This is a genomic window from Arenibacter sp. 6A1 (genome assembly GCF_012272855.1).
GTDB lineage: Bacteria > Bacteroidota > Bacteroidia > Flavobacteriales > Flavobacteriaceae > Arenibacter.
The window spans coordinates 1-24630 of sequence record NZ_JAAXCQ010000001.1 but is presented as its reverse complement, the minus strand read 5'-3'; the positions used below and the strand labels follow the sequence as shown (position 1 = coordinate 24630).

Annotated in this window: 18 protein-coding genes; 2 read left to right on the top strand and 16 right to left on the bottom strand. The window is 39.4% G+C overall.

The genetic code is table 11. The features are described 5' to 3' along the window. Window positions 1–121: 121 nt before the first annotated feature. From HCG49_RS00090 to rpsU, 3 genes are all read right to left on the bottom strand, one after another. Window positions 122–1906, bottom strand: a complete 1785-nt coding sequence (locus tag HCG49_RS00090) for an aminopeptidase P family protein (protein ID WP_168467540.1) — start codon at window positions 1904–1906, stop codon at window positions 122–124. A 399-nt stretch (window positions 1907–2305) separates the two neighbouring features. Next, window positions 2306–3415 (bottom strand): alkene reductase, encoded by a 1110-nt coding sequence (locus HCG49_RS00085; RefSeq protein ID WP_168467539.1) that lies wholly within the window; start codon window positions 3413–3415, stop codon window positions 2306–2308. An 814-nt stretch (window positions 3416–4229) separates the two neighbouring features. After that, a complete protein-coding gene (gene rpsU / locus HCG49_RS00080) occupies window positions 4230–4430 on the bottom strand; it encodes a 30S ribosomal protein S21 (protein WP_168467538.1) in 201 nt (66 codons plus the stop codon). Between the two features lie 1073 nt (window positions 4431–5503). On the opposite strand from rpsU, the gene HCG49_RS00075 reads away from it, so the two are divergent. Continuing rightward, the gene (locus HCG49_RS00075) at window positions 5504–5824 is read left to right on the top strand and encodes a hypothetical protein (protein WP_168467537.1); all 321 of its coding nucleotides are present in this window, start codon (window positions 5504–5506) and stop codon (window positions 5822–5824) included. Window positions 5825–6761: 937 nt separating this feature from the next. Beyond that, window positions 6762–8600 (top strand): SLC13 family permease, encoded by a 1839-nt coding sequence (locus tag HCG49_RS00070; RefSeq protein WP_168467536.1) that lies wholly within the window; start codon window positions 6762–6764, stop codon window positions 8598–8600. 380 nt (window positions 8601–8980) lie between these two features. On the opposite strand, the gene HCG49_RS00065 is transcribed toward HCG49_RS00070, so the two are convergent. From HCG49_RS00065 to HCG49_RS00005, 13 genes are all read right to left on the bottom strand, one after another. Continuing rightward, entirely contained in the window at window positions 8981–9994 is a 1014-nt protein-coding gene (locus HCG49_RS00065; protein ID WP_168467535.1) for a zinc-binding alcohol dehydrogenase family protein, read from the bottom strand. A gap of 330 nt (window positions 9995–10324) precedes the next feature. Continuing rightward, on the bottom strand, window positions 10325–11539 hold the full coding sequence (locus HCG49_RS00060; RefSeq protein WP_168467534.1) for a glycosyltransferase family 4 protein: 1215 nt from the start codon (window positions 11537–11539) through the stop codon (window positions 10325–10327). 19 nt (window positions 11540–11558) lie between these two features. Beyond that, window positions 11559–12296: a galactosyltransferase-related protein gene (locus HCG49_RS00055; RefSeq protein WP_168467533.1), complete on the bottom strand. Its 738-nt coding sequence runs from the start codon at window positions 12294–12296 to the stop codon at window positions 11559–11561. Window positions 12297–12298: 2 nt separating this feature from the next. After that, the gene (locus tag HCG49_RS00050; protein WP_205764314.1) at window positions 12299–13249 is read right to left on the bottom strand and encodes a hypothetical protein; all 951 of its coding nucleotides are present in this window, start codon (window positions 13247–13249) and stop codon (window positions 12299–12301) included. A 168-nt stretch (window positions 13250–13417) separates the two neighbouring features. Then, entirely contained in the window at window positions 13418–14098 is a 681-nt protein-coding gene (locus tag HCG49_RS00045) for a cytidylyltransferase domain-containing protein (protein WP_168467531.1), read from the bottom strand. 69 nt (window positions 14099–14167) lie between these two features. Then, the gene (locus tag HCG49_RS00040) at window positions 14168–15586 is read right to left on the bottom strand and encodes a hypothetical protein (RefSeq protein ID WP_168467530.1); all 1419 of its coding nucleotides are present in this window, start codon (window positions 15584–15586) and stop codon (window positions 14168–14170) included. A gap of 280 nt (window positions 15587–15866) precedes the next feature. Beyond that, entirely contained in the window at window positions 15867–17168 is a 1302-nt protein-coding gene (locus HCG49_RS00035; RefSeq protein WP_168467529.1) for an HlyD family secretion protein, read from the bottom strand. Between the two features lies 1 nt (window position 17169). Further along, window positions 17170–19365, bottom strand: coding sequence for a peptidase domain-containing ABC transporter (locus HCG49_RS00030; protein ID WP_168467528.1), 2196 nt, complete (start codon window positions 19363–19365; stop codon window positions 17170–17172). Window positions 19366–19371: 6 nt separating this feature from the next. Next, complete coding sequence (locus HCG49_RS00025) at window positions 19372–20925, bottom strand: TlpA family protein disulfide reductase (protein WP_205764313.1); 1554 nt, start codon at window positions 20923–20925, stop codon at window positions 19372–19374. A gap of 50 nt (window positions 20926–20975) precedes the next feature. After that, on the bottom strand, window positions 20976–21173 hold the full coding sequence (locus HCG49_RS00020) for a hypothetical protein (protein WP_168467526.1): 198 nt from the start codon (window positions 21171–21173) through the stop codon (window positions 20976–20978). A gap of 116 nt (window positions 21174–21289) precedes the next feature. Continuing rightward, window positions 21290–22873: a vitamin K epoxide reductase family protein gene (locus tag HCG49_RS00015; protein WP_168467525.1), complete on the bottom strand. Its 1584-nt coding sequence runs from the start codon at window positions 22871–22873 to the stop codon at window positions 21290–21292. A 261-nt stretch (window positions 22874–23134) separates the two neighbouring features. Beyond that, window positions 23135–24214 carry a TlpA disulfide reductase family protein gene (locus HCG49_RS00010; protein ID WP_168467524.1) on the bottom strand — a complete coding sequence of 360 codons (1080 nt, stop codon included), beginning with the start codon at window positions 24212–24214 and terminating at the stop codon, window positions 23135–23137. A 78-nt stretch (window positions 24215–24292) separates the two neighbouring features. Further along, a complete protein-coding gene (locus HCG49_RS00005; RefSeq protein WP_168467523.1) occupies window positions 24293–24484 on the bottom strand; it encodes a TIGR04149 family rSAM-modified RiPP in 192 nt (63 codons plus the stop codon). Window positions 24485–24630: the final 146 nt, after the last annotated feature.

Here is a 24630-nt window from a genome sequence, read left to right as displayed (position 1 = left end):
GCCATGAACATTATGTAAAATAGAGGCAGATTGGGAGTTTTAAGACTTAAAAAGTAAACCTCAATATTTATTAAATATATATTGAGGTTTAAAATCATATAAAGTTGTTATTACTAACTATTTATAATTTTTGACACATTTTTCTGAGCCATTCTATTTCATCATTGTCCAACCTAGGGGATAATTGTTCGAAAACCATTTTATGATACCCATTAAACCATTTTTTCTCCGAAGCTGTCAATAGCGAATCCTTTATCAGCTGTCTATCTATCGGAAAGAGGGTAATGGGAGTAAAGCCTATAAACTCTCCAAATGCCGTGGTTTCTTTCAGTGACGAGAGGACTATATTTTCAATACGTATTCCAAAAGCATCCTTTTTATAACAACCAGGTTCTATTGTTGTTAATTGATTTGGAGCATGTTCTGTACTTCCGGTACTGGTTGCAATATTCGTTGTAAAACCTTGCCCAGGTTCATGTACCATTCCAAAACTCCCAATACCGTGTCCTGTACCATGAGGGTAGTCTAGGCCTAGTTTCCATAAATGTAAGCGTGCAAAGGCATCTATTTGCATGCCTACGGTCCCTTTAGGGAATTGCAATTGTTCCAGCGCTATATATCCCTTTAATACAGCAGTATAGGTCGTTTTTATTTCATCGGATGGTGTGCCTCCTAACCAAACTGTACGGGTAATATCGGTAGTGCCATCCTTATATTGTGCACCACTATCAATTAACAGAATATCTTCATTTTGTACCATGGCAGCACCTTTTTCAGAGGCGGTATAGTGAATGATTGCTCCATTGCCCTTGTAGCCAACAATAGCAGCAAAAGATTCGCCCATATAGAATTCTTGTTGTTGTCTAAAACTTTCTAATTTTTTACCAATCTCATATTCTGAAATAGATCTTTTGTTAAGTTCATTCTCTAGCCATATAAAAAACTTAGTAAGCGCAACACCATCCTTTAACATGCAGTTCTTGGCACCAGCTATCTCCGTGTCGTTTTTAACAGCTTTTAATTCTTTAACTATTGAATTCTGAAATATAAATGTACTCGTAACGGCGTTGTATACAGCATAGTTTAAGGAAGATACATCTGTAATGATCTTTTTAGTAGAGGCTATTTTTTCTAATTCAACAATGGCTTCATCATAATCGATTACTTCAATATTCAATTTTGAAAATGTAGCCAGGGCCGATGAAGAAAATCTTTTCTTATTACAAAACAAGCGGGTATTTTCTAGTCCAACTAGAGCATAGGCAGTTACCAAGGGTGTAAAGTCCACATCTTGAGAACGGATATTAAACAACCATGCTATTTCGTCAAATCGGGAAAACAAATAGTAATCGGCTTTCCCAGTTGTAATTTTATGTTGAACTTTTTGAATTTTAGAGCGTGTTGTTTCACCGCTAAATTCTAACGGATGTATATCTATTGGAAAATCAGGTAGACTAGGTCTGTCTGTCCAGATTTCACCCACCAGTTCCGTTATATTTTTAAGTTCAATATTTTTTGATTTCGATAGTTCCTTGATATGGTCCATTTGGGCCTTAGAAAACTGTAAAAAATCTACTCCAACAACCGCATTTTCTTCTAAACTATCGCATAACCATTGAACGTGTTCGGGGGCATACGGAATCGATTGTTTATATAGGGTAATTTCATAAGCCTTGCATTCTTCTTCAAATTGTAAAAAATAACGTGAATCTGTCCATAGTGCCGTTTCATCAGGCTTTACAACCAATACTCCAGCTGATCCGGTAAATCCTGAAAAATATTCTCTTACTTTCCAATGTTTTGCAACATATTCGGATTGATGGGGATCTGTAGATGGAATAATAACTGCGTCTAAATTATATTTAGACAACTGTTGACGAAGCTTTTCTAGCCTTTTATTTATCATTTGTAGTATAAATTTTCTATTTAAATCTAAAGGAGTTCAATATAAGGATTAGTAAATCCAATTTCTTCAAATACCGCTGAAATTATGCTGATCCTATATCAGGATTTGAATATAAATACCATATTCTATAATTCTTATATTCTGGATCAAGGGTCGGAAATATTTAAATACGCGATTTATGACAAATCACCAATCAGGGGTAGTTTTACCTCTTTTCTCTTGCGAATAAACGACCTCTTCCCTATTAGGTGATACTTTTTTAACGCCATTAACATTATGTAAAACAGAAATTAGAAAGAAGTTATACAATATGTAAAATACCCTCAAAATTAAGAAGTTTGCCAATTTTGAGGGTAGCAGTTCTTAAAAACAAACCTGATCCTACACAATAGATATCGTTTATACCTTTTGTCTATCGGAGACCTTTGTGTAATCCAAATAGCCCTCAATACCAGGAGTGTAGAAGGTTTCTTCATCCCAGTCCGACAAGGCTATATTGTTATTAAAGCGCTCTACTAAATCGGGATTAGAAATAAATGGCTTACCATAGGCCACCAAATCGGCTTCTCCTGATTCTATGACAGCATTCCCTGACTCTAGGTCAAATCCGGCATTAATCATCAATGTTCCATTGTAAAGAGGCCTAAAGTGTTTTGCTACTTCAGTGACGGCATGGGGAACGGTTGAAACATCATTAAAAGGCTCTGAAAGATGTACATACGCCAAATCATAGTTATTAAGCCTTTTAATAATATATTCAAAAGTTGGTATGGTTTCTTCATCCATGGTCATCCCAAATAGTCCATGCAGAGATGGATTAAATCTTGCTCCTATTTTTTGTGTAGGCATCACTTCTTTCATCGCATCTAACACTTCAAAAAAGAATCGGGCTCTATTTTCAATGCTACCACCATAATCATCAGTTCTTGTATTAGAAGATCTATTAAAAAATTGATGAAATAAATAGCCGTTAGAAGAATGTATTTCAACGCCGTCAAACCCGGCTTGCATAGCATTTTTTGCAGCCTTCTTAAAATCTTCAATGGTAGTTTTAATATCATCAATACTCATTTCCTTGGGAGTAACCGTGTCCTTAAAACCATTTGGGGTGTAGGATTGTGTTCTCGGGTTTATTGCTGAAGGTGCCAATGGCAATTCCCCATTATGAAAATCTGGGTGCGATATTCGGCCTACATGCCAAAGTTGAATAAATATTGTACCTCCTTGATCATGAACCATTTGCGTGACTTTTTTCCAGCCTTCCACCTGTGCTTGGGAGTATATCCCAGGTGTATTTATATACCCTACGGCCTTCTCGGAAACCTGGGACCCCTCTGAAATGATGAGTCCGGCCGAGGCTCGTTGTTGATAATAAGTACCTTGCAGTGCTGCTGTAGGTTTATTTTCTTCATTAGACGCCCTGCTACGGGTCATTGGAGCCATAACCACTCGGTTTTTTAGGTTTAAATTATTGGCCTTATAGGGGTGTAACAAAAATTGTTTGCTCATGAAAATATCTTTATAATTAATAATCAATGATTTAATATCAAATGTACAAAAGAGTAGGGTGAATTAAATTGGTCTATGATAAAATGAATTACGGTAATAACACCATTATTACCCTTCTCATAGTTTACGTATTCTGGATAATAGGTCAGAAATATTCAAATACGCGATTTATGACGAACTACTAATCAATGGTAGTTTCATCTCTTTTCTATTGCTAATAATCCACCTCTTCCCTATTAGGTGATTTTTTTTAAACGCCACAAACATTATGTAAAATATAAACTGTCATGAAGTTGTACATTATGTAAAATACCCTCGAATTTAAAAAGTTTGCCAATTATGAGGGTTGCAGTTTTTAAAAACAAACCTAATCCTACACAATATATCAATTATGCCTTTTGTCTATCGGAGAGCTATTAGGAAGGAGAGGGAGCTATCTAATTGGGGCATGGGGAGAAGAACTAGCTATCTAGATTGAAGTTATACCATTAATGACCTCTGTTTTATTATTAACATAATGGACACTAATCTTACAAGCTAGTTCGAACAGATCCTTATTAGCGGAAAAATAAAAGTAGGACTCTCAATAATGGTCGAAATAGAAACATCCTTTTAGGAAGACCAAAAGGCTCAAAAATTCGAAGTTCTCGCTATTGGTACTGCACAAACTGACTGCTCGTGATTGTTATAAAAAACCTCTTCTTGGAATTAGGATAACAACTAATCTTACATATATAAAAACATGAATATCAATTAATTTTAATTTATACCGCAAATTTTGTCCTGTTTTTGAAAGAGGGCCTAGAGCATCTTTTTAAATTAATTCTTCCTTTTCAAGGTAGTATTTTTGCCGGTACTTCGCTTTCTGTAAAGCGTGCCGTCGTTCATTCGATGGTTTGAGATAGTGTTGGTTTTTCTTGATATTCTCAAGCACTTTTGTCCGTCGATATTTTCTTTTGTAACGTTTTAAGGCTCTTTCGATATGTTCCCCTTCTTTTATTTCAATTATTAACATAGATCTTTTTTTTTAGTATTACGAATATGTCCTCAAAACCTTATTGCAGACCTGTTCCAACGACACTCATTGAAGTTTTCCCCCAGATTCCGTAGTAAAGCTTTATTGACTACATCATTTTCTCTTGCTGAAAGCGCCATGACCTGAATCTTGGATATCGCCCTTGTCGGGTTTTTATATTTCTTTCGATTTCACTAAGTTGTCTAGCGCCGAAAATGCTCCCTTCTTCAAGGGTGTTTATAACAACAGCGGTCTTCCTAAGTTTTCATAGCACTCTTAAATTGGACGACGCTTACATGAAGTTCCTTTACTTTTGCGCCATCAGCTGGCGCATATAAACCTGTTTAGTTCAGTATTTCATATAAAATCTATCAATTTTTAGCAGAAATCCAAATAAAACCAGGGTTTTCTAAGTTCTTTCCTTTTATATTCTTGTTGCCCTTAAATATTAGCCCTGTCTGTATTTTAGGCTGGGTAGCTGTCATCACAGGCTATTTATGGGGAACAATAGAATTTATCCGCTATTCTCCTTAAAAGGATTAAGTAGATATATTAAAACCAGGGCGAGCTCTATAAATCCCAATCGATTATCGGATTAACTAGGACTCGTTGCGTACTCGAAGAGGATCATATGTCGGCGTTCATAGAAAGTAGAAGCATAATCTTTATATTAAAAGCCCCATAAACCATGAAGGCCATGGGTAGTAATCCTTGATTTGTGAATAAAATGCACAAAAGAGAAGGGTGAATGACCTTCATCTATAACAAGATGAATTACGATAAAAGCGCTGTTTTTATCCTTCTCATAGTTTTCATATTCCATACCAAAGGTCAATTATTTTCAAATACGCGAATTATGAGAGGCTTCATATTTTGGTGATTTTGAGATCTCACCTTGAACTTAAACCTCCCCTTCCCTACTGAAGGCAATTTTCAACCGCCCTGTACATTATGTAAAATAGAAATTATTGTAATTATTGATACTTCAAAGGGACGAAAAGAAACACTACAAAGAGTTGGTCAGGTATAGGCGCTATTAGAAGAAAACTCTTTATTTTAGATTTTAAAAAAAAATGATGACAATAGAAGATCTTTCCTTACCGGAATTTATTTTCGGAGAATTCCCTATAAAGAACGACAGCATTCACGACCAGCGCCAATTTATACTCCATAAGGGAATATCCCTAATTGAGGTAATACCGCAGGATGAATTAGAAAATATTGTTTTTGACGATAAAACGAGCAAGCACTATTCTTATTTTGGAGAAGATTTTACCTTATTCTATCAGACCAACAATACCGCTGCTTCTAGTCAAAACGAAATAGAGGTTTTGGACCGTGCCTGGGAATGGTACCGGGAATATTTAATATGGGAAGACACTCAAGAGGAATAAACCTTGACTGAGATCGAAATTAAAACAAACGATCCTAAAACAGCCACAGGACAACAATCTTTTTAGCTTTAACAGTTTTATCCCCGAGGCATTTCCTAACTGGATTAGGTGCAACTTCTATGAGTATCAAAAAGGAGAATTAGTGGCGCTTTTGAAAAATTCTCAGAAGGAAAAGAACGGACCTAGATCAAAGACCTAATAAAAAATGCGGAACTACTTTATAGTAATTCCGCATTTCGATATTAACATTGTGTTTGCCTTTTTCACTGTTTTCAAATAGCCCATTTTTTCAGGCAAGTTCTTTTTTCCGTTCACGGTGTAAGGAAGAGGCATTTTATTGCCATAACGACATTCTTTTTCAGGTTAAAAAAGAAAACCTTTTAAAACAGGTCCTATACTCTATAAATTTCCTGGATAACTCTAACAGCCTAGATCCATTTAGTTAATCCTAGCTAATACAAGGTTTTCCATAACTTTAATATTCCGTACCAAAGGTCATAAATTTTCAAATACGCAAGTTATGAGAAGGTTGGTTTTTTGCGAATTTTGGAGCTTGACCTTATCCTTAAACCACCCTCTTCCCTACTGAGTATAAAATCGTACCGCTCTTATCATTATGTAAAATAGAATTAAGGTTTAATATCCCTGGAATTTTGTGTAAGCTGAAGCAAAGAGCTCTACTAGTTGGATGTTTATTCGAGCTTATTTTTTTGGCTTTGACTCCTATGCATTTGGATATTTATTTTTAAAAAAAAATTACGCAGCCTGATTAGTAGCGTACTCGACAGTTTAGGTGTCACACGATTTTTACCAAATCAACCTTAAATTAGATGGTTATAGCATCATAATCTAGTCTTTTTATAAATAGTAAACGGCCAACCGTTTTCCTAACCCGATCCGTTGAACTATATTTATAATAGCCATATACATTAAGAAAATGACTGTAGAGATCGCTTTAATATTCTTAATTATAGCCACCATAGTGGTGCTGTTTGCTCTAGAAATATTCACTATGGACAAAATAGCCTTTTGTACCATAGGCTTTTTAGTGTTCTTTGGCCTTATTACTCCTGAAGAGGCTATTAGCGGATTTTCCAATACTGCTGTAATCACCATTTTATGTCTTATGATCATAGCCGTAGCCCTAGAGCAGAATGGTGTGATTTCATGGATGGCCAATGGCCTAAAAAAGTTTCGAAATTGGCCGGTTCTTTTTATTGTTCCGGCTTTTATGTTCATTACCGGCACTATTTCGGCATTTATAAGTTCTACAGCAGTGGTGATCGTATTCATTAAGATTGTCACCGAGTTATCTGATAAGTACGATATCTCCAAGAGTAAGTTATTATTGCCCATTTCCTTTGCCAGTATCCTTGGTGGCAGTTGCACCCTAATGGGAACGTCTACCAATCTTATTGTCAATGCAATTTATAAGGAGCGTTTAGGAAAAGAATTTATGTTTTTTGAATTTTCTTGGTATGGTGCCATTTTTTTATTGGTGTCCATTGTACTGGTTAGTTTTTTGGCCCAGCTACTTCCTAAGGATTCTAAAGACAAGTTACGAGAGCAGTACGATGTAGATAATTATATTACCACCTTAGAACTTGCCCCTAATTCTAGTCTTATCGGAAAGCTTTTAAAGGACACATTTTTGGGCGACTCCGATATTTCGGTGCTTAAATTTTATAGGTCAGGCTTGGACAGCCCTATCAACATGAACCGAATAAAACTTCAAAAAGGAGATCGCCTAATGCTTTCTTGTACTCTTGATCATCTGTTACGCCTAAAAAGTGATACCGAAGTTATTATTTCTCCCGGAGAAGACGGTCCTGGATTGTATGGACAATATGAATTTAAGGATAAGGAGCTAGCCGACAAGTCGATAAAGGATAGAGAAATACAAACTGTTTTGGTTGAAATGATGATGTTGCCCGGGGCACGTTTTTTGGGAAAATCGCTTAATGAGCTAAAAAATGTGATGATGCACGATGCGGTTCCGCTAGCCATAAAAAAAAGAAAAAACCTGCGCTATTCAAAAGACAGGATGTATACTACCGATACGCTAGATTTAACACGTTTAAAGGTGGGCGACCGAGTGCTGCTTGATATTGACCGCGACAAGATTAAGGGTTTTGACCTTTCTGATAATGTTGCTATTCTGCAACAATATGAAGCGCCCGAAATCTCTAAGTCTCCAAAAAGAAACTTGACCCTTCTTATTTTAATGGGGGTAATACTTTTAGCTGCGACAGGTGTTCTATCCATCTTAACGAGCACCCTATTGGGTGCCGTGGCCCTTCTGCTACTGAACCATGTTACTTTAGAGAGCGTTTACAAAAAGATTAATTGGCAAATATTGTTTTTATTGGCTGGAATGATTCCTCTTGGAATTGCCATGCACAATACTGGTGCTGATAATTGGTTGTCCGAAAAGCTATTAATTTTAATGCAAGGCAGGCCTTCAATATTTTCGATAGGAGCTCTCTTTTTAGTGACCATGTTTTTAAGCGCAGTTATATCTAACAATGCAACAGCCATTATTATGACTCCCATTGCAATTTCTGTGGCTACCGGAATGGACTTGGACGTGAAACCTTTTATATTGGCAGTGATGTTCGCATCGAATTTTAGTTTTTTCACTCCCGTTGGCTACCAGACCAATTCCTTGATCTATAGCATGGGGATTTATAAATTTAAACACTTTGCCATGATAGGAGGCATTATTTCCGTAGTGCTCCTGATATTAGGAACCTTACTCCTCAATGCAATGTTATAATACTCCATTTAGTCATATGATAGTACTTCCCATACAAAATTGCGCAGCGACCCGACCAATATGAGTTTATGCTAAATATTGAATAAGTACTTTTTTAACCACAGGGGAGAAAAATCACTAAATGTTTTCATTTTCAATGCAACCCATAGGTACATTTCCAATTGACCCATTGATTCATTTTTCATTGATTATTGCTAATGTTTATTGTTCCTGAAATGCCGCGTTAGGGACCGCGGCGGCATCCCCGCAGCAACGCAAGGGATATAGCCAAGGCCCCGCCCGACGAAGGAGGGAACGCCCAAATTATTCTGCTGAAACTCATTGAAAACTTCAAAGCATTTTTGCCAAACTATTTTTGACACCGATCTTATTGTGTAGGATTAAAACAAGATCACCGTTTTCCCGATGCTCTTTCCAGATTCTTGTAACTGATGTGCCTTTTTAAGGTTCTCTACCGTAAACCCCTCCAAAGTGGTGGTCAAAGTAGATTTCAGCATGCCGCCATCGAACAAACGCCCTATTTTATTGAGAATCTCATGTTGTTTTTCGATATCATCCGTAGTATACATAGACCGAGTGTACATGAATTCATAGGAAAGGGTAACGCTCTTGTTTTTTAGTACATTTAGATGTAATGGGTTGTTGCTACCAGTAATGGTAACAATATGTCCCTGAGGTTTAATAATTTCTGCAGCCATTTCCCAATACCCTTCTAAATCCACAAAATCCAAAATATAGTCCACTTCCCTATGCCCTATTTTCTCTAATTCTTCCTTTAGGCGATGGTGATTTACCACATAATCGGCTCCTAAAGCTTTACACCATTCTATAGATGCTGGCCTAGAAGCTGTGGCTAGTACGGTAAGTCCGCCCACTTTTTTTGCCAATTGGATGGCGATAGATCCTACCCCACCGGCCCCTGCTAAAATTAACACCGTCTTTCCCTTATCGACTTCCGGATTCACTTTAATACGGTCAAACAGCGATTCCCAGGCGGTTAATCCCGTTAATGGAATGGCGGCAGCTTCGGCAAGAGTCAGACTTTTCGGTTTATGGCCTACGATGCGTTCATCTACCAGTTGGTATTCAGCATTGCTACCGCTTCTGGTGATATCCCCTGCATAGTACACTTGATCGCCTACTTTAAATTTTGTTGTTTTATCCCCTACGGCCTCCACCGTACCTGCGGCATCCCATCCAATAATTTTAGGGGCATCCAACACCGTATCCTTGGCTGCATTTTGCCTGACTTTATAATCGACCGGATTTACGGAAACGGCCGCAATTTTCACCAAAAGATCATAGCCTTCTGGCGATGGCTTTTCTGTTTCGAACGCTATAAAACTCTCCTTTTCCGTGATGGGTAATGATTGTTTAAATCCTATTGCTTTCATTTTATATGGTTTTGTCCCAAAGAAGCCAATTCCATGATTTTGAACCCCATGGAATCCTTCGTTTTCTCCGCTAGTTTAATTGTATTAAGATACTGATTTTTTTAGCTGATGAAAATTAAAGTAGTGCTCAACAGGTGTTTTTTGTTCATTTTTCTTGGTTAGGCACCTCAACTTAAACAGAAAATGAGAATTGTAAAATTCGAGCCCCATAATAGGGGTATGAAGCCCATCGGTGCGAAAACGTACGCTAAGAACTCAAGTTCAAATTAAGTAAGAATTTGAAATAGACCCAGTGGAAGGGTAGCTGTCACCAGGGGCCATTTAGGACATCTATTGCTCCTTGGTAAATAGGTCTCCGTAGGTACCAATGAACATGTTTTCGGAGGAATAATTTTCTTTGAAAAGTTCAAATGCATTCTGAGCAACACGTTCCACCAATGATGGATCTAAAGCTAAGCGACTCATGTTTTTAACCAAACTATCCATATTGACCTTCTCGTCGACTAGTTCGGTCTTTAAACAAGAACTCCCATGCCTAAGCACTTCAAAGGCCGGGATATTTGTTACTATAAGGGGCACTTTATATTTCATGGCCTCCAACATTACATAACTACTTTGCTCATTTGAGGAGGGAAAAACTATGCCATTGGCCATTCCGTAATATTTATGGATTTCACCAGGTTCGACGTATCCTGTAAAGAATATACTGGCACCGCTTTTCTTTGCCATATCATCCAATGTTTTATGCAGGTACCCTTCGCCAACCACGATCAAGGTAAGGGGCACATCTACCGACAAGGATACCGAAATAAAGGCCTCAACTAATTCCTTTACCCCTTTTTGGTCATTTAATCGCCCTACGAAAAGGAACACGAATTCATTCGTTTGAGTTGCCATTTTTTGGGCGAGTACCGATATTCCTTTTTGGTCATCCTGAGCTTTACCGGCATCTATCCCATTTGGCACGACCTTTATTTTATGGTTCGTGACTTCATAGAAATCCTTAACATCTTGTGCCATGCTGTTGGTAAGGCAGATTACCGAGTCGGCAAGCATACAGTTTTTTTTCTCCGCCCTTATGTTCAATATGTTGGTTGATGTTTCATCAGGTTCTTTCCATAATGACAGGAACTTATTTTTGTCGTTTTTATAGAACACTTTCCATAACGATACGTGTATGGTATAAATAATCTTGGCACTTGTATTTTCTTTTATTTCCTTCAACAAAAAATACTGCATGTTGTTGTTGAAATGGAAAATATCGTTTTCCGAAAAATCGAACAGGTCGGCCATAATACAGAAAACGGCCAAAGAAAATTGTCTGGACAGTCCCTTGATAGTCTGTTCTCTCGCTACAAATGGCTTTGGGATATCCAAATATTGCATATTTCCTTCTGCTTTCATAATAGGGGCCTGCACTCCGGGCGCACCAATGGTAACCACGACCATTTCAAGAGCATTTTTTCTTTTTTGAGCTTCCGATACCATTTCGGAAATATACCTTCCAACCCCAAACCGATGTGATTCATCTGTCTGGTTGATCATAAATATCCGTTTCCTTGCTTTATCCATTTTGAAATAACTTCAAATATTCGTGTTCGTTCTTTATTTTCGTTTCCTTGTCAGCATGCCAGGAATTGGCCTTCCGGTCATGGTAGAGGTGGTATAGGGGCGTACTGCTCCGTTCGATTGCAAAACATTGTTTTTTCAGCCTATAGTACCGTTCTTTGTCATCGGGTCCCCAGCCATAAATGTCCACGTTATCCGGACCGGACTTCTCAAAATCTTTTCTCCGACCCCCGAAAATTCCTCCTGTGGAGTATCGGAACCAAAGATGAAATTTACCCTCCCTAGCTTTAAGAAAGCCATATTCTTCAGATTTAAAATATAATTTTCGTATGCTTTTCGGGATATTGTAAAAGCTACCATTATAAGGATAAACCAAGGTTTTATTTCTTATGTTCCTCAAATGTTCCACACATTGCCACAAGGCTTCGGGTGCTGCAATTACATCGGTATCGCAGATAAAAAAATAAGGTGTATTGCATTGGTGAACCATGGCGTTCCGATATTTTGTTGTATGTAATACGGGGTCGGTATCTTTTAGGAATCGATAAAGCAGATCTGTCGATTTCCTGATTTTTTGATCGATTTTGGGCACATCGTCGATTTCCCAAAGTAAAATGGAAGTATCGAAGTATTTTTGAATATGTCTAATTACCAAACTAAGGTTCGTTCGGCGGTCCTCGGAATCGATCCGGACATAAATCAAAAAGCTGGTATCTTTCAAATCTTGCTTCATCACTATTCTTGTATTAGTCTTCCAGTCGCAGTGGTAAGGAAAGCAAGGTCTTTTGGCACGGGCCATTGGAGAAGGGCAATAGCATACACAATTATTCTCCGCATGCTCAATGAAGAAGTAGCTGCCACGTTCTGATATAATTGTTCCATGTTTTGAGCGATTCGAATTTCTATGGATTCACGAAGGACATACCTATTTTCAGTAATATGATTTGCTCCTTCTGAAAAGCAAAGTGAAATCAAGAGCGCCAGATCCAAATCACCATTTGTTTTAGCCAATGTATATTGCTCAAGCACCATTTTATCATCCGAAATGATTTTATTATTATTTAATTTTTGCAATCCTTTTTGGGCCAGATGAGCCGTTTCCTTGTTCTTTATACCTTTTTGAAAAAGCAGCTTCATCCAAGATATCCATACCATATTATTTCCATTACAGACATCTGTGTGATGATTCAATTCAAAAAAAGTAATCAAGAGATGTTCTCGTATGGAGGGGTAATGTTCTGCTTTTTCATCTAAATGCTTCACCCTTTCCAAAAGATATGAGGCCATCATTAAAAGTTCTTGGATATTGTTAGCTGAAAACCTACCTCGGGACAGGCGTTCCACGTTATGGATTGCTATGGTGTCAAAAGGCATTAAAATTTCATCAATTTCGTCGGATTCAAAAAAATCATTTTCTAAAAAACGCATAAGGCTATAACCGATTTCAATAGCTTCTGAAGGAGAACGTTTAATATCGTTGGAAATTTGCGATAGATTTTCCTGTAATATTTCAAAAGCAAATTCAACATAGTGTTGTTTTTCATATCTGCTTCCATAAGAAAAACAGTAGTATATTAACGACATTTTATCTGCCATTCCTAATGTATCCACGACCTCTGAATTGAGTAGCAGAAAATGGCCTATGTGTTGGTGAAAAGTAATATTGAGGTTATCCGAATTTTTCATCTATTGGTTATCCATTACTAATAATCATTAAAAAAAACGCTCATATATATTGGGTTAATAAAAAGTTTTTCAATTTTTGATAATGAACTTCTTTGGTATTGTTAACACGGGAATCCTCCCCAATTTATCAAACACTTGTTTTGACCCCTATATAACAAGAGAAATATATTAACTTTCTATATGCTTTTGTAAAATTAACTCGGCAATATCCTTTTCCAATACTGTGTCAATATCTAAGTTTCTATACTTTTCGGGTATAACGTAGGGTATATTTATCTTCCCGAACAAGGTCCCTTCTCTCAAAAAGGAAGCAACCCTTATTAAATAAAGTATCCCCTTTTCTTCATAATAGTCCGTTAAGTCTTGACTACGCTGCTCGAATTTATAGTTGAAAGGCACGAACCTTCCATCAACAATACGGCCCATCTTTGATTTGCACTTGACTACGGTAAAAACACAGTCTGCTCTACTTTGTTTATATAGGTCTACCATATCGGCGACGAACAGATCTTCCCTTATAGGGTTGGTAGGTTGTAGGATAAGAAGTGCATCGGGCATTTTGTTTTTTAATAAATATTGGGTTTTTAAAAAATGGTTCACATACTCAGAACTATTCGAGGTTGGAGTACAGTACTTGTCGGGTCTCTCGAGATAGGGGATATTTCTTTCATTACATATGGCGATAACGTTTTTATCATTCGTGGTCACATAGTACTCATCGATCAAAGGGCAACATCGGGCAAAATCGGTTGAATGCACAAAAAGGGGTTTGCCAAAAAAGTCAACATAATTCTTTCCAGGAAACCGTTCGGAGTTGGATCGAGCTGGTATAAGGGCGGTAATTTTCATATTTAAAATTTATTTGTTAAATCCACTATTAAAATCAGTCATTATGATTTTTTCAATAATTTGTCAAGTTCATGTATTTCCCTTATTTATTTCCATAATGGCTCTAGTGGTTTGTTCAAGGGAAGCCTCACCATGGGAGGCATAATAATAACTACTGTTTTTAGAAATCCTTTCAGCAAACGCCTTTAAAAAAATCGGATTGCCCATAAGATTGGAAATTTGAATTTTTGCCTCCTTTAATGAACTTACCTCAATTCCCAATCCTTCTTTGGAAAGATTTGGACAATAGCTCTCCATTAAATTGGGGTTATAAATAAAAGGAATAGTGCCATATATCAACGCTTCCATCAAGGTGGAGGAGAATATTGAAATGGCAAGGACGCTATTAGAAAACACCTTGGATAAGGCGATGGAATCCGGAGGGACCAATTCTACATTTCGATAGTCCCCTAATCGGATATCATTACTTTTCAAGGGAAATTCAGGATGTTCACGGACATAAATAGGTCTATCCGGAAATTGTTCCGCACAGAAAACAACAAGTTCTAAAAGTTCGGAATAGGCCTGCCTATTGCTGACTAGAATTGGAGCCTGAAGGAAAAAAGTTATTCCGGTCCGATCCAATGCTTTTTCTATTTTGAAAGGATATCCTGTAGAAATGTAACTAGGGTTTGGGTTATTGGACCTAAAAATATCCGAAAATCCATCTCCCCAGCTTAAAAAATAGGTATACTGCATTTCTTTAAATTGGGTGGTAAGAATCCCTGGCCAACCTTGTTGAAGGCAAATGACCGGTACACCCTTATTTTTTCCGAGAATAGCAAGCATCTCAAATTGGTAGTGGTTACCTTCAACTACCAATAACGTAGATGGTTCCAAGAGAGTGATAAAAAGCTCAAGGTTATTGAACATGGCCAAAAAATCGGGAAATAACTTCTTCAAGCACTTATTTTGATATTGTTGAATCCATTGAAAGTCCAGCTCAATTATAAAAATATTATCACCATGCTCTAAATCATCTGGAACGGGGCTTTCACAAAGCACTACTATTTCATGAGGAATCCTCGACAGTACGGGAAGCATAAATGTCAAAAATCGCTCATGTAGGGCATAGTAGGTGATTTTTTGTCGATGCGGTTCGAGTAAGGGGGCATATGCATCGAACATTAAACTGTATAAATCCTTATGATGATTAGAGGGCCAATTCAAACGGGTAAATGTTAAATCACTTTCAAAGGCCACAAGAAAATTTTTTATGTCCAATTGCGACAGTACCTTTTCAGAAATTGAATTGTTCAATTCCTTGGATCTTTGATTTAAAGCAAGCCTTGAGAAAATATATTTTTTAAAAGGAACTTCGATGCAGTATGGACCAATCCTAAGGATATCTGCCCCTTCATCTTCTTTTATCTTCCCTACATATTCGTTTATAAATACTTCTAGAAGTTCCAAATAGTTATGAAATTTTCCTTTTATTTTAGACTGCATCTTTTGTATGTCTTAATAAGCTTTATCAAATCGGTGTTTATTGCCAGATGTATTTATGTTTTCATGATATATTAGGACCTATCAGAATTAAATTAATCTTGCCCTTCCATCCACCATAGAAAATCTATCATAGTTATCGCTTCTATCTTTAATTAGGTTGCCATTCAGTTAAATACGATTGATTTTTGCTTTTTTAAATGACTGGAAAGCACCTTTGAATATGTAAGCTTTCATGTATCCGAAAACCCGACGGATTATAATACTTTGTTAAACCATTTTATTAATTGTATTTAAAAATATCTTTGAATTTATAGAATATTCTCTCGGCCACACTAAGGTCTTCGGTAATGATCTCGGCATTGCCGATGAGTTCCTGGTCAAAGGGCAGTTCATTTTTATAGGATGTTTTTGTGCCCTCCGGTAAATGGATATATACAAAGTAGTTGCCCTCCTTGTCAGGGGAGACCGAGATGTTCTTTACTCTGCCGACCAACATTCCATATTGTTGATAGGGGTAGTTATCAAGTTTCACCAAGACCTTTTGGCCAATGGTAACCTTGCCAGCATTCTGCGACGGCAACACCAACTTCCCTACTAGGGTTTCCCTGTCCACTGGCAGTACGGTAAAAACTACTTCCCCCGAATTTACGAACTGGTTTTCCCCCCAAAATTCCTGAAAGCTTACCCGCCCGTTGATGGAAGAGGATAGTACATAAGTATATTCCCAATCGCGCAATGCCTTCTTCAGAACGTTATAGGACTGAAAAAGGTTGGCCAATAAACGGACATCCTCCTCTTGTTGGGTGATACGGGTTCCCCTCAGGGTCTGGTCGGCGGATGAGACGGCCTCCCGCATCTGGGAGATGGTAATGGCCATGGTGCTAGTATTCTTTTCCATGCGCAACAGTTCGGCCTGTTTCGCTTCGAATTCCTGTTGCGAGATGACTCCTTTTTCAAACAGTATCCTGTGGCGCTCAAAATCAATTTGCTCTAGCTTTAGCTCCTTTTCTAGCAATCGTTTTTGAACTATCTGATCCTTGATCCGAGTCTTTATCTCTTCCAAGGAGGTGCGGTCGCCTGCCAATCGGTTGGTGTAGGGATCCAGGTCTTTTAAGAGATGAAAGTCCAGGTAGCTTTTCTCGAAATTGATATATGCCGTCCCTATATCTCCTAGCATCGACTGGGAAACGGCCTCAACGGGAAATAAAAAACCATTGGGATTGTATTGTACCGTATCCAAGATATGTTTTAATCTGTATACATCATCGATGATGGCCGTGTTCCGGATGACCGCCAAGCGCTGGTCCGGTCCTACAGTGTCGCCATTTTCCACATAAAGCTTTTCCAATGCTCCGGATTGCCGTGCCACGATCCGTTCCGTGGGCCTCTCCGTGGTCACTAGGACCTTGGCGGTCACAAAATCGGGATAGCGTATTATAAAGGTGAGCATCAGGATTAAACAGGTGAACGCAAAGATCAGCGTAATGCCCCATCTAACGATCCAGACGGGAGGGTTGGAAAGAATTTCTTGAACTTCCTCGGAACGGAGTTCCAATTTATCGAATGATCGGTTTTCAGGCATTTTATATTCCCGTTATTTGTTCCAGGGCCAATTGATTCTTGACCAGATTAAAGTAGATGCCTTTTTCGGCAAGGAGTGTACTGTGATTGCCCCGTTCCTTTATCTGGCCTTCATCGATCACCAAAATTTGATCGGCGTTTTTTACGGTACTTAACCGATGGGCGATGACCACTACCGTCCTATTCTTAGAAAAAGTGTTAAGGTTGTCCATGATAATCCGCTCGTTTTTTGAATCCAAGGCCGATGTGGCCTCATCAAAAAACAACAGATCAGGATTTTTATAGACGGCCCTGGCAATAAAAATCCGCTGCTTTTGCCCTGCACTTACACCAATACCCTCATTACCGATCTTCGTGTTAAAGCCCAAGGGAAGCGATTGGATAAACTCGTAGATATTGGCTATTTTCACGGCTTTTAGCAGTCGCTGCTGATCGATCGTATCCTCCCCTATAGCAATGTTGTAGGCTATAGTGTCGTTAAATACGTAGCCTTCCTGCATTACCACTCCGCATTTGGCGCGCCATGCTTTATGGCTAAGGGCATCCAGGTTATCATCACCGTACATAATTTTCCCCGAAATCGGGTCGTAAAACTTCAATAATAGTTTCATCAAGGTAGTCTTGCCGCTGCCACTGGCACCTACGATGGCCGTTGTCCTGTTGGCGGGGATCTGGATATCGATACCTTTAAGAACGAATTCATCAGATCCACGGTACCTGAATTTTAGGTCCCTTACCAAGATATCCTTGTCCATTTTTATATTGGACAACAACCGCTTCCCCTTGGTTTCCTCGTCTTCCCGGTCATGGATCTCACCCAGACGTTCAAGGCTGATCTTGGCATCTTGTACCGATCGTATAAAATTGACCAATTGGGTAATGGGCCCATTTAACTGGCCGATAATGTATTGTATGGCCAACATCATCCCTAGGGTCAGCGAACCATCGATAACCAATAGGGCAGAGGTAATGGTGATAAAAATGTTCTTGCCCTCGTTTATCGCCGACGATCCCACGCTCTGCATTTGTTCGAGCCGTAGACTTTGTACGGAGACCCTAAAAAGGCGCGCCTGAACAAATTCCCATTTCCACCGTTTTTGTTTCTCGGCGTTGTGCATCTTTATTTCCTGCATCCCGTTGATCAGTTCGATCACCGTACTCTGCTCTTGGCTCAATTGGGAGAACCTTTTGTAATCGAGTTCCTTTCTTCTTTTTAGGAAAAAGACGATCCAGGCCACATAGAGTAAACTGCCCGCAGCGAATATCCAGAAAATGGTCAGATTATAATACACCAGCACTAGACTGAACACGATCAGGTTCGCCAGGGAAAACAAGGTACTTAGGGTAGACCCCGTCAACAGGCTCTCAATACGGCTATGGTCGTTTATGCGCTGCATAATGTCGCCCGTCATCCGGGTATCAAAATAGGCTATGGGCAAATCCATTAGTTTGATAAAAAAGTCGGATACCAAAGAAATATTGATCCGGGTGCTCAGGTGCAGCAGGATCCAACTTCTAAAGATCTCTACACTTGTCCGGCCCATAAAAAGCATCAATTGGGCCCATAAAATAACATAGATAAAGTTAATGTCCTGGTTTTGTATGCCCACGTCGACGATGCTTTGGGTCAAGAAGGGCACGATCAATTGCAGCAGGCTCCCCACCAACAGCCCTATGGCCAACTGTACCAAAAGGCTTTTGTACTTAAAAAGGTATTGATACAAAAACTTGAACGATTTTTTGTCGGTGTCCTCCCATTTTAATTTTCTGAATTTTGGGGTGGTCTCCAATAGGAGCGCGATACCTTCTTTGGTATCTTCCGTGGCGTTGTTACCGATCCAACTGGACAGGAATTCCGCTTTTGGATACGAAATCAGCCCGTAGGAGGGGTCGGAGATATGGACCATGTCGCCCTTTATTTTATAAATGACTACAAAGTGGTTTTTGTTCCAATGGGCGATCAAGGGTAACGGGGCTTCTTTAAGTTTATTAAAATCTACTTTTATACCCAACGACTTAAAACCAATGGCCTCGGCGGCATCGCTCAATTTCATCAGGTTACTGCCTACCCGGGTGGTCTCCGAAAGCTCTCTGATCTCGGACAAGGAAATGAGTTTGCCATAGTGTTTGGCGATGATACGAAGACAGGTAGGGCCACAGTCCTTGGCATCTGGCTGTTTATAGAAGGGGAAGTCCAAAGTTCGCTAAGGTTTAGATTTGGATAGTTCCTGCAGTCTGGCGATCAGTTTTCCCGTGCTTGGCCGGGGCAGGTTGCCATCTAATAGCCTCCCCTGTTCGTCAAAGAGCAGATAGCGCGGTATGGTTATTTCGCTATTTTCTCCCAATTGGGCCCTTAGGCTTGAATCAATCTTATCGCCTGCCAAGAAATGATTGCCTTTCAAACGGTACCTTCGTATGGCCTTTTCCCAATTCTTGCGTGCCCGCAGTCGGTCGAGCGAGACATACAACTCCTCGATGCCCAACTTGTCCAGTGCCGGTTTCACTTCGTCGATAAATCCGAATTCCTGTATGCAAGGGGCGCACCAGGTGGCCCACAGATCCACAAAAACCTTTCTGCCCGAGAACCGTCCTTGTATAAGTGAATCCAATGTGTTGTCCTTATATTCGGCAATCAGAGCAAGGCTATCGGCCCCTAGCGAAGCAAACGGATATACGGCGCGTTCCCTACGTTCATTATCGCAGTCAAGGCCATCAAAGTACCTGTCCTGGAACTCGGCAATATAGGCACTTTCGGGAAAGGTCTTTTTAAACTTGTGGAACCGTTTCAAATCCTCGCAAATGGGGTTTTCTTCATAATTTCTGCTCAGGTTGAGATGGCTAGCCATCATCTTTTCCTGTAGCTCGACGGGGGCATAGGCATAATGTGCGAATTTATCCGGCCAAATGCCTAGCTCCTCCCGGCTTCCGGGCAGCAGTCCACGGGCTATCAATCCACACTTTTTCTCGGCATTTGTTGTTCTGACGATCCCCAAATTGAAACGATAGCGTTCGGAAAACGGATCGAATTTCGTAAAGAAATGTACCAATATCGTGTCGATGGCCTCTTTTTTGAGGACCGAGGTTTTGGGGTATCGATAGGCATGTGACATATTATTGTGTACGGCGCTAAGTATCTTACCTTCCAGCTGGGTCTTCACCCGGTCATGGAAAGTAGGAGTAATGTGTCCCTTTTTCAATAAAGCATCGAAAGGGGAGAACAGGCTGTCGAGAACCCGCTCTGTTTTTTGTATCACAGTATGGGGCGAATCGGCGCCTTGTCCCAAGGTTCGATCGAGTACATTTACAAGGTCGATGACGCGCAAGAGGCTTGATTCGAAGATAAGGTCATGCCCTTTGGCATTCTTACCCGTAAAGGTAACATCAAAGTAGGGAACGGACCTTTTAATGGTCATACCTATTTCTCCGTCACCATCGCAAATCAGATGGATGCTGGGAATGGCCTCACTGCTTGCCAAAACGATAACACTAGTAGAATCTGGCGAGGCGAAGGCCTTTTTAAAATGGCCATTTAAGATGGGGACGCTGTCATAACCTCTAAAATGACTAGAGACATTTGTATCTAAAAATCTATGGAACGCAACATATGACGTATCATGAGCATTCAGAACAGTGCCGGTGATACGCACTTCTGGGGTTTGTTTGGTATTTTTGGAACACGATAAGGTTAAAACCCATGTACATAAACATATTACTATTAACAGACGATGGGTCATATAGTCTTTTATTTTTTTTAACATATAATATTGGATAAATGGCCCGGTATACGTACCGAGCCATATTGAACTTATCAATCGCAAAAGGTATCACAATTCCCAGACGAGTCACAACCTACGATAACTCCCCCATCAGAAGCTGTACAACTACACCTTGCATGACCTTCAGGGCAACCATCACCACCATACCCTCCAAAAACAGTCTTCAACTGTTCTCTTTGCAACAGGTTGTCCACTCCTAGATTCAAGTTCTTTAAACTCAATTTTTTCATGATATTAAAATTTTAAAATTAACTTTGCCTTGGACGTTTAGGGACACCCAAGGTTTGTGTCCATTCTTCTCGAGAGAATATCATCTATGGCCCAAAGCAAGCTTTGGGCTTTTTTATCATATAAGCACCTCTTTGAGGTCATCCACGCTGTATTCTTTGGGCAGTTCATGCCCGTTGATGAATATCGTGGGGGTATGGGTAATATTTTCAATATCGCACCATTGCCGCATGGCTTCGATCTTCACATTCTGCTTTTCCAGCTCCCCGTTCAAGGGGTATTTGTTGGCAAAACTCTCATAGTCCATTTTCCCTGCATTGTACCAGTCGTCTAGTGCTTCACGCATCCTGCCCTTATCACCCTGGGCATCCAAGGCCAAAAAGTGGCTTACCGGTTTTCGCCTCAGGTCATTTTCATCGGTATGTGCCGTAAATAAGATCTGCAAATTGATCTTTCCCTTGCTGACCAGTTCCTCCAGTTCAGGGTGTGCCTTGGCACAAGGGCCACAATAAGGGTTGCAAACTTTGACGACGTGGTATTTGGCATTATCGTTGTTCAATGAAATGCCAAGTCCTTCTGTACCTGTTGCGATTTTTCGAGTCTTGGCCAATAATCCCCGTAGCACGTCTGGATTGTTCTTTATTTTTTTGAGATTCCTTTTGTACAGGACGGTTTCCTTTTTGGTCTCCAACAAAGGTTTCAGCCTTTTCCATACGATGATCGGCAGCAGTAGAAGGGCCAAGAACAGCGGCAGCGTTTCCCATGACGTTCCTGTTTTATAAAACCCTCCAAAAAAAGCTGTCATCATTTCAAGAACCAATACGCCCTGGACAACAATGCAGAATTTGCACCATTGTTTGATCACCACCCCTTGGTAATAGCCGGAAAGCATTACCAGTGGTAAAGCGGCAGCACTTAATAGAGTCAATGACTGTAACGATCCAGAGGTAAAACTGGTAATCGCCAAATATGACAACGTCCCGAAGAAATAAGAAAACACCAACAAGTTCAAACTAATGTTACCAATAAATACTTTGGCATATTTAGAGCCTAGAACGGCATCACAATCGATTTTTTTTCCTCCAGAGCAAAAACTTTGCAAAGACGGGTTGTATTTGTCCACCTCGTACCACAATAACATAGCTCCCATTGCGAGGCCTACAAGTTTCAATAGCACATAGGCCCCCAAAAAGAAGCTATTGTAACCTGCTATCAAAGGAGATTTCGCCATCATTAATATGATTGTAATGAGCAATAATATTGCGGCACTCGATGTCAAAATAGACATTGTACGTTTTTCCCGCAATCTTTTTTCGATACCGGGCTCCCCAGAACTTTCATTTCTATCGGCCAATAGACATACCCCGGTCCACCGATCCAAGAACTCTTCTTTGGGCAATTTTATAGGTTTGCCACTGTCGTCTACATAGATCGCCTTGTCTCCTGAAAATCCGGTAAGGACGTGAAAAAGCCCTCCATGGTCGGATAGCTGTACAATACATGGTAGCGGCAGTTCGGAAAGTTTGGCCTCATCCACTTTTAAAGCAAGGTTCTCCACAACATATCTATCAAGGGTATCCGAGATACAGAGCAGACTGGGATGGTCCGGATGGGATAGGATGCAGTCCTCGATGAAATTTTCCGTGAATTTAATCTGCAGAAGGTTTAAAAGCGTCTTTATGGAAGTCGTACAGTTGTCCATTGTATTGTGAAGGATTTTACAATTTTCTGTTGAACTTATGCTTTTTAGTAGGAAAAAACAAGTTAAATTCGTAAAAAACGTTTGCAGGAGTAAGAATCGGCCTATTGAAAGGTGAGTTTTAAGACTGCTTTGGGGCAGTAGTGGCAAGTGCCCGATCCAATCAAGAAAATAATCAGAATAAATAGAATTGCAATACCATTGCAGATTCTTTCACAGCTAGGGGAACATGACCACCTTACGAGATAGCAGTGCTTCTGATAACTATGGAGCCAAATTATTTTCCAATAATCGTTCAAGGTCTTCCAATGGTAAGTTCTTTTCGATCACTATCCCTTTTTCATCCAGTAAAAAAGTAGTTGGATAGGAAACGATTTTGTTTTTTTCGGCAATTCCACCATTTTCATCCAAATATTGTGGCCAATTCAGTTCTCTTTCCACGATACGTTCTTGCCACTTGGGGATGTATTCTACCTTGTCCACCGATATACTTACGATTTCAAAGCCTCTATCACGGAATCGCCCATAAAGTTCCTTTATTTTTGGGAACGCTTCCAGACAAGGTTTGCATCTACTGAACCAGAAATCGACGAGCGTGTATTTTGCTTTGGGCAGAATCATCGTCATTAGATCCAAATCAACTGTTTTAAGGTCAAGTTCGGGAAATATTCTATCCTTCCTAATGGTTATCGAATTTAATGATTCGTGGGCCATCTGCCATAGCTTTTCTTTTTTCATTCTTGGTAAAAAAAGTTGCAGAGTTTCCTCATATTGTTCGTGGTGTCCCTCCATTTCCATCCTTTCAATTAAAAACCACAGGGCAACATAGGATTCCGGGTATTTCTTAACATACTTGGACAGAATAGTATCGAACTTACTACCTTTCCCCATAAAGCGGCAGTCCAGCAAACTATAATCACATTTATAGCCTTCATCAATAAAAAATGGGACAAACCTATTTTTATATTCCTGATGTGTGACCCCATCAACCTTGCTACTGTCCCCAACAGAATCTACCATTATGGATGTAGTTGAAGGGTCTATAAAGTACGTCCCATCTCTCTGGGGGTATATGTCTTTTTCACTTTTATAGCTTATCACGTACATATGGGGATAGGGGAGACCAGTTTCGAGTTTAAAAGTTCCGTTCTCTATTCTCGAGGATATTATGGGTTGTTCAAAATAGGACTGGTCGATAGCAAAGAAATTGGAGAAATAAATAGAATCGTTACTTTTCCGTTCATAGGATATTTTACCGTTGACGCTTATTGTCTTATCGCCATATTGGGCAAGGGCAATACTAAAGTTGAAGGTTAAAATAATTATAATTTTAAACATGTTCATTCATATATAACTTTAGGATAATCCAATATGTTTCGAAGAGGCTATTGTAGATAGCCTCTTCGAAACAATCTATAACTATTAAGCAGCAACGCAACAATAGTTGCACCTTCTTGGTTCGCCCTCCGAAACAAATGAGGAACAACCTGTAGAACACCCAGAATCGGCATTGCAACCGGATGAATACCCGCCACCCAATACAGTTTTTAACTGCTCTCTATTTAATAGGTCGTTGGTCTCTAATTTCAATTTAATTAATCTCAGTTTTTTCATGATACAATAATTTTAAGGTTTAAAAATTCATATTATTTTTAATTAGCCATCCCCCGTTTTTTTAATTGAGCATTAAATTGAGTTGCCCTATATTTTTTTCAGGTTCGGTATTTTGAATTTTCCATCTACTTTTTACCGGCATGAGT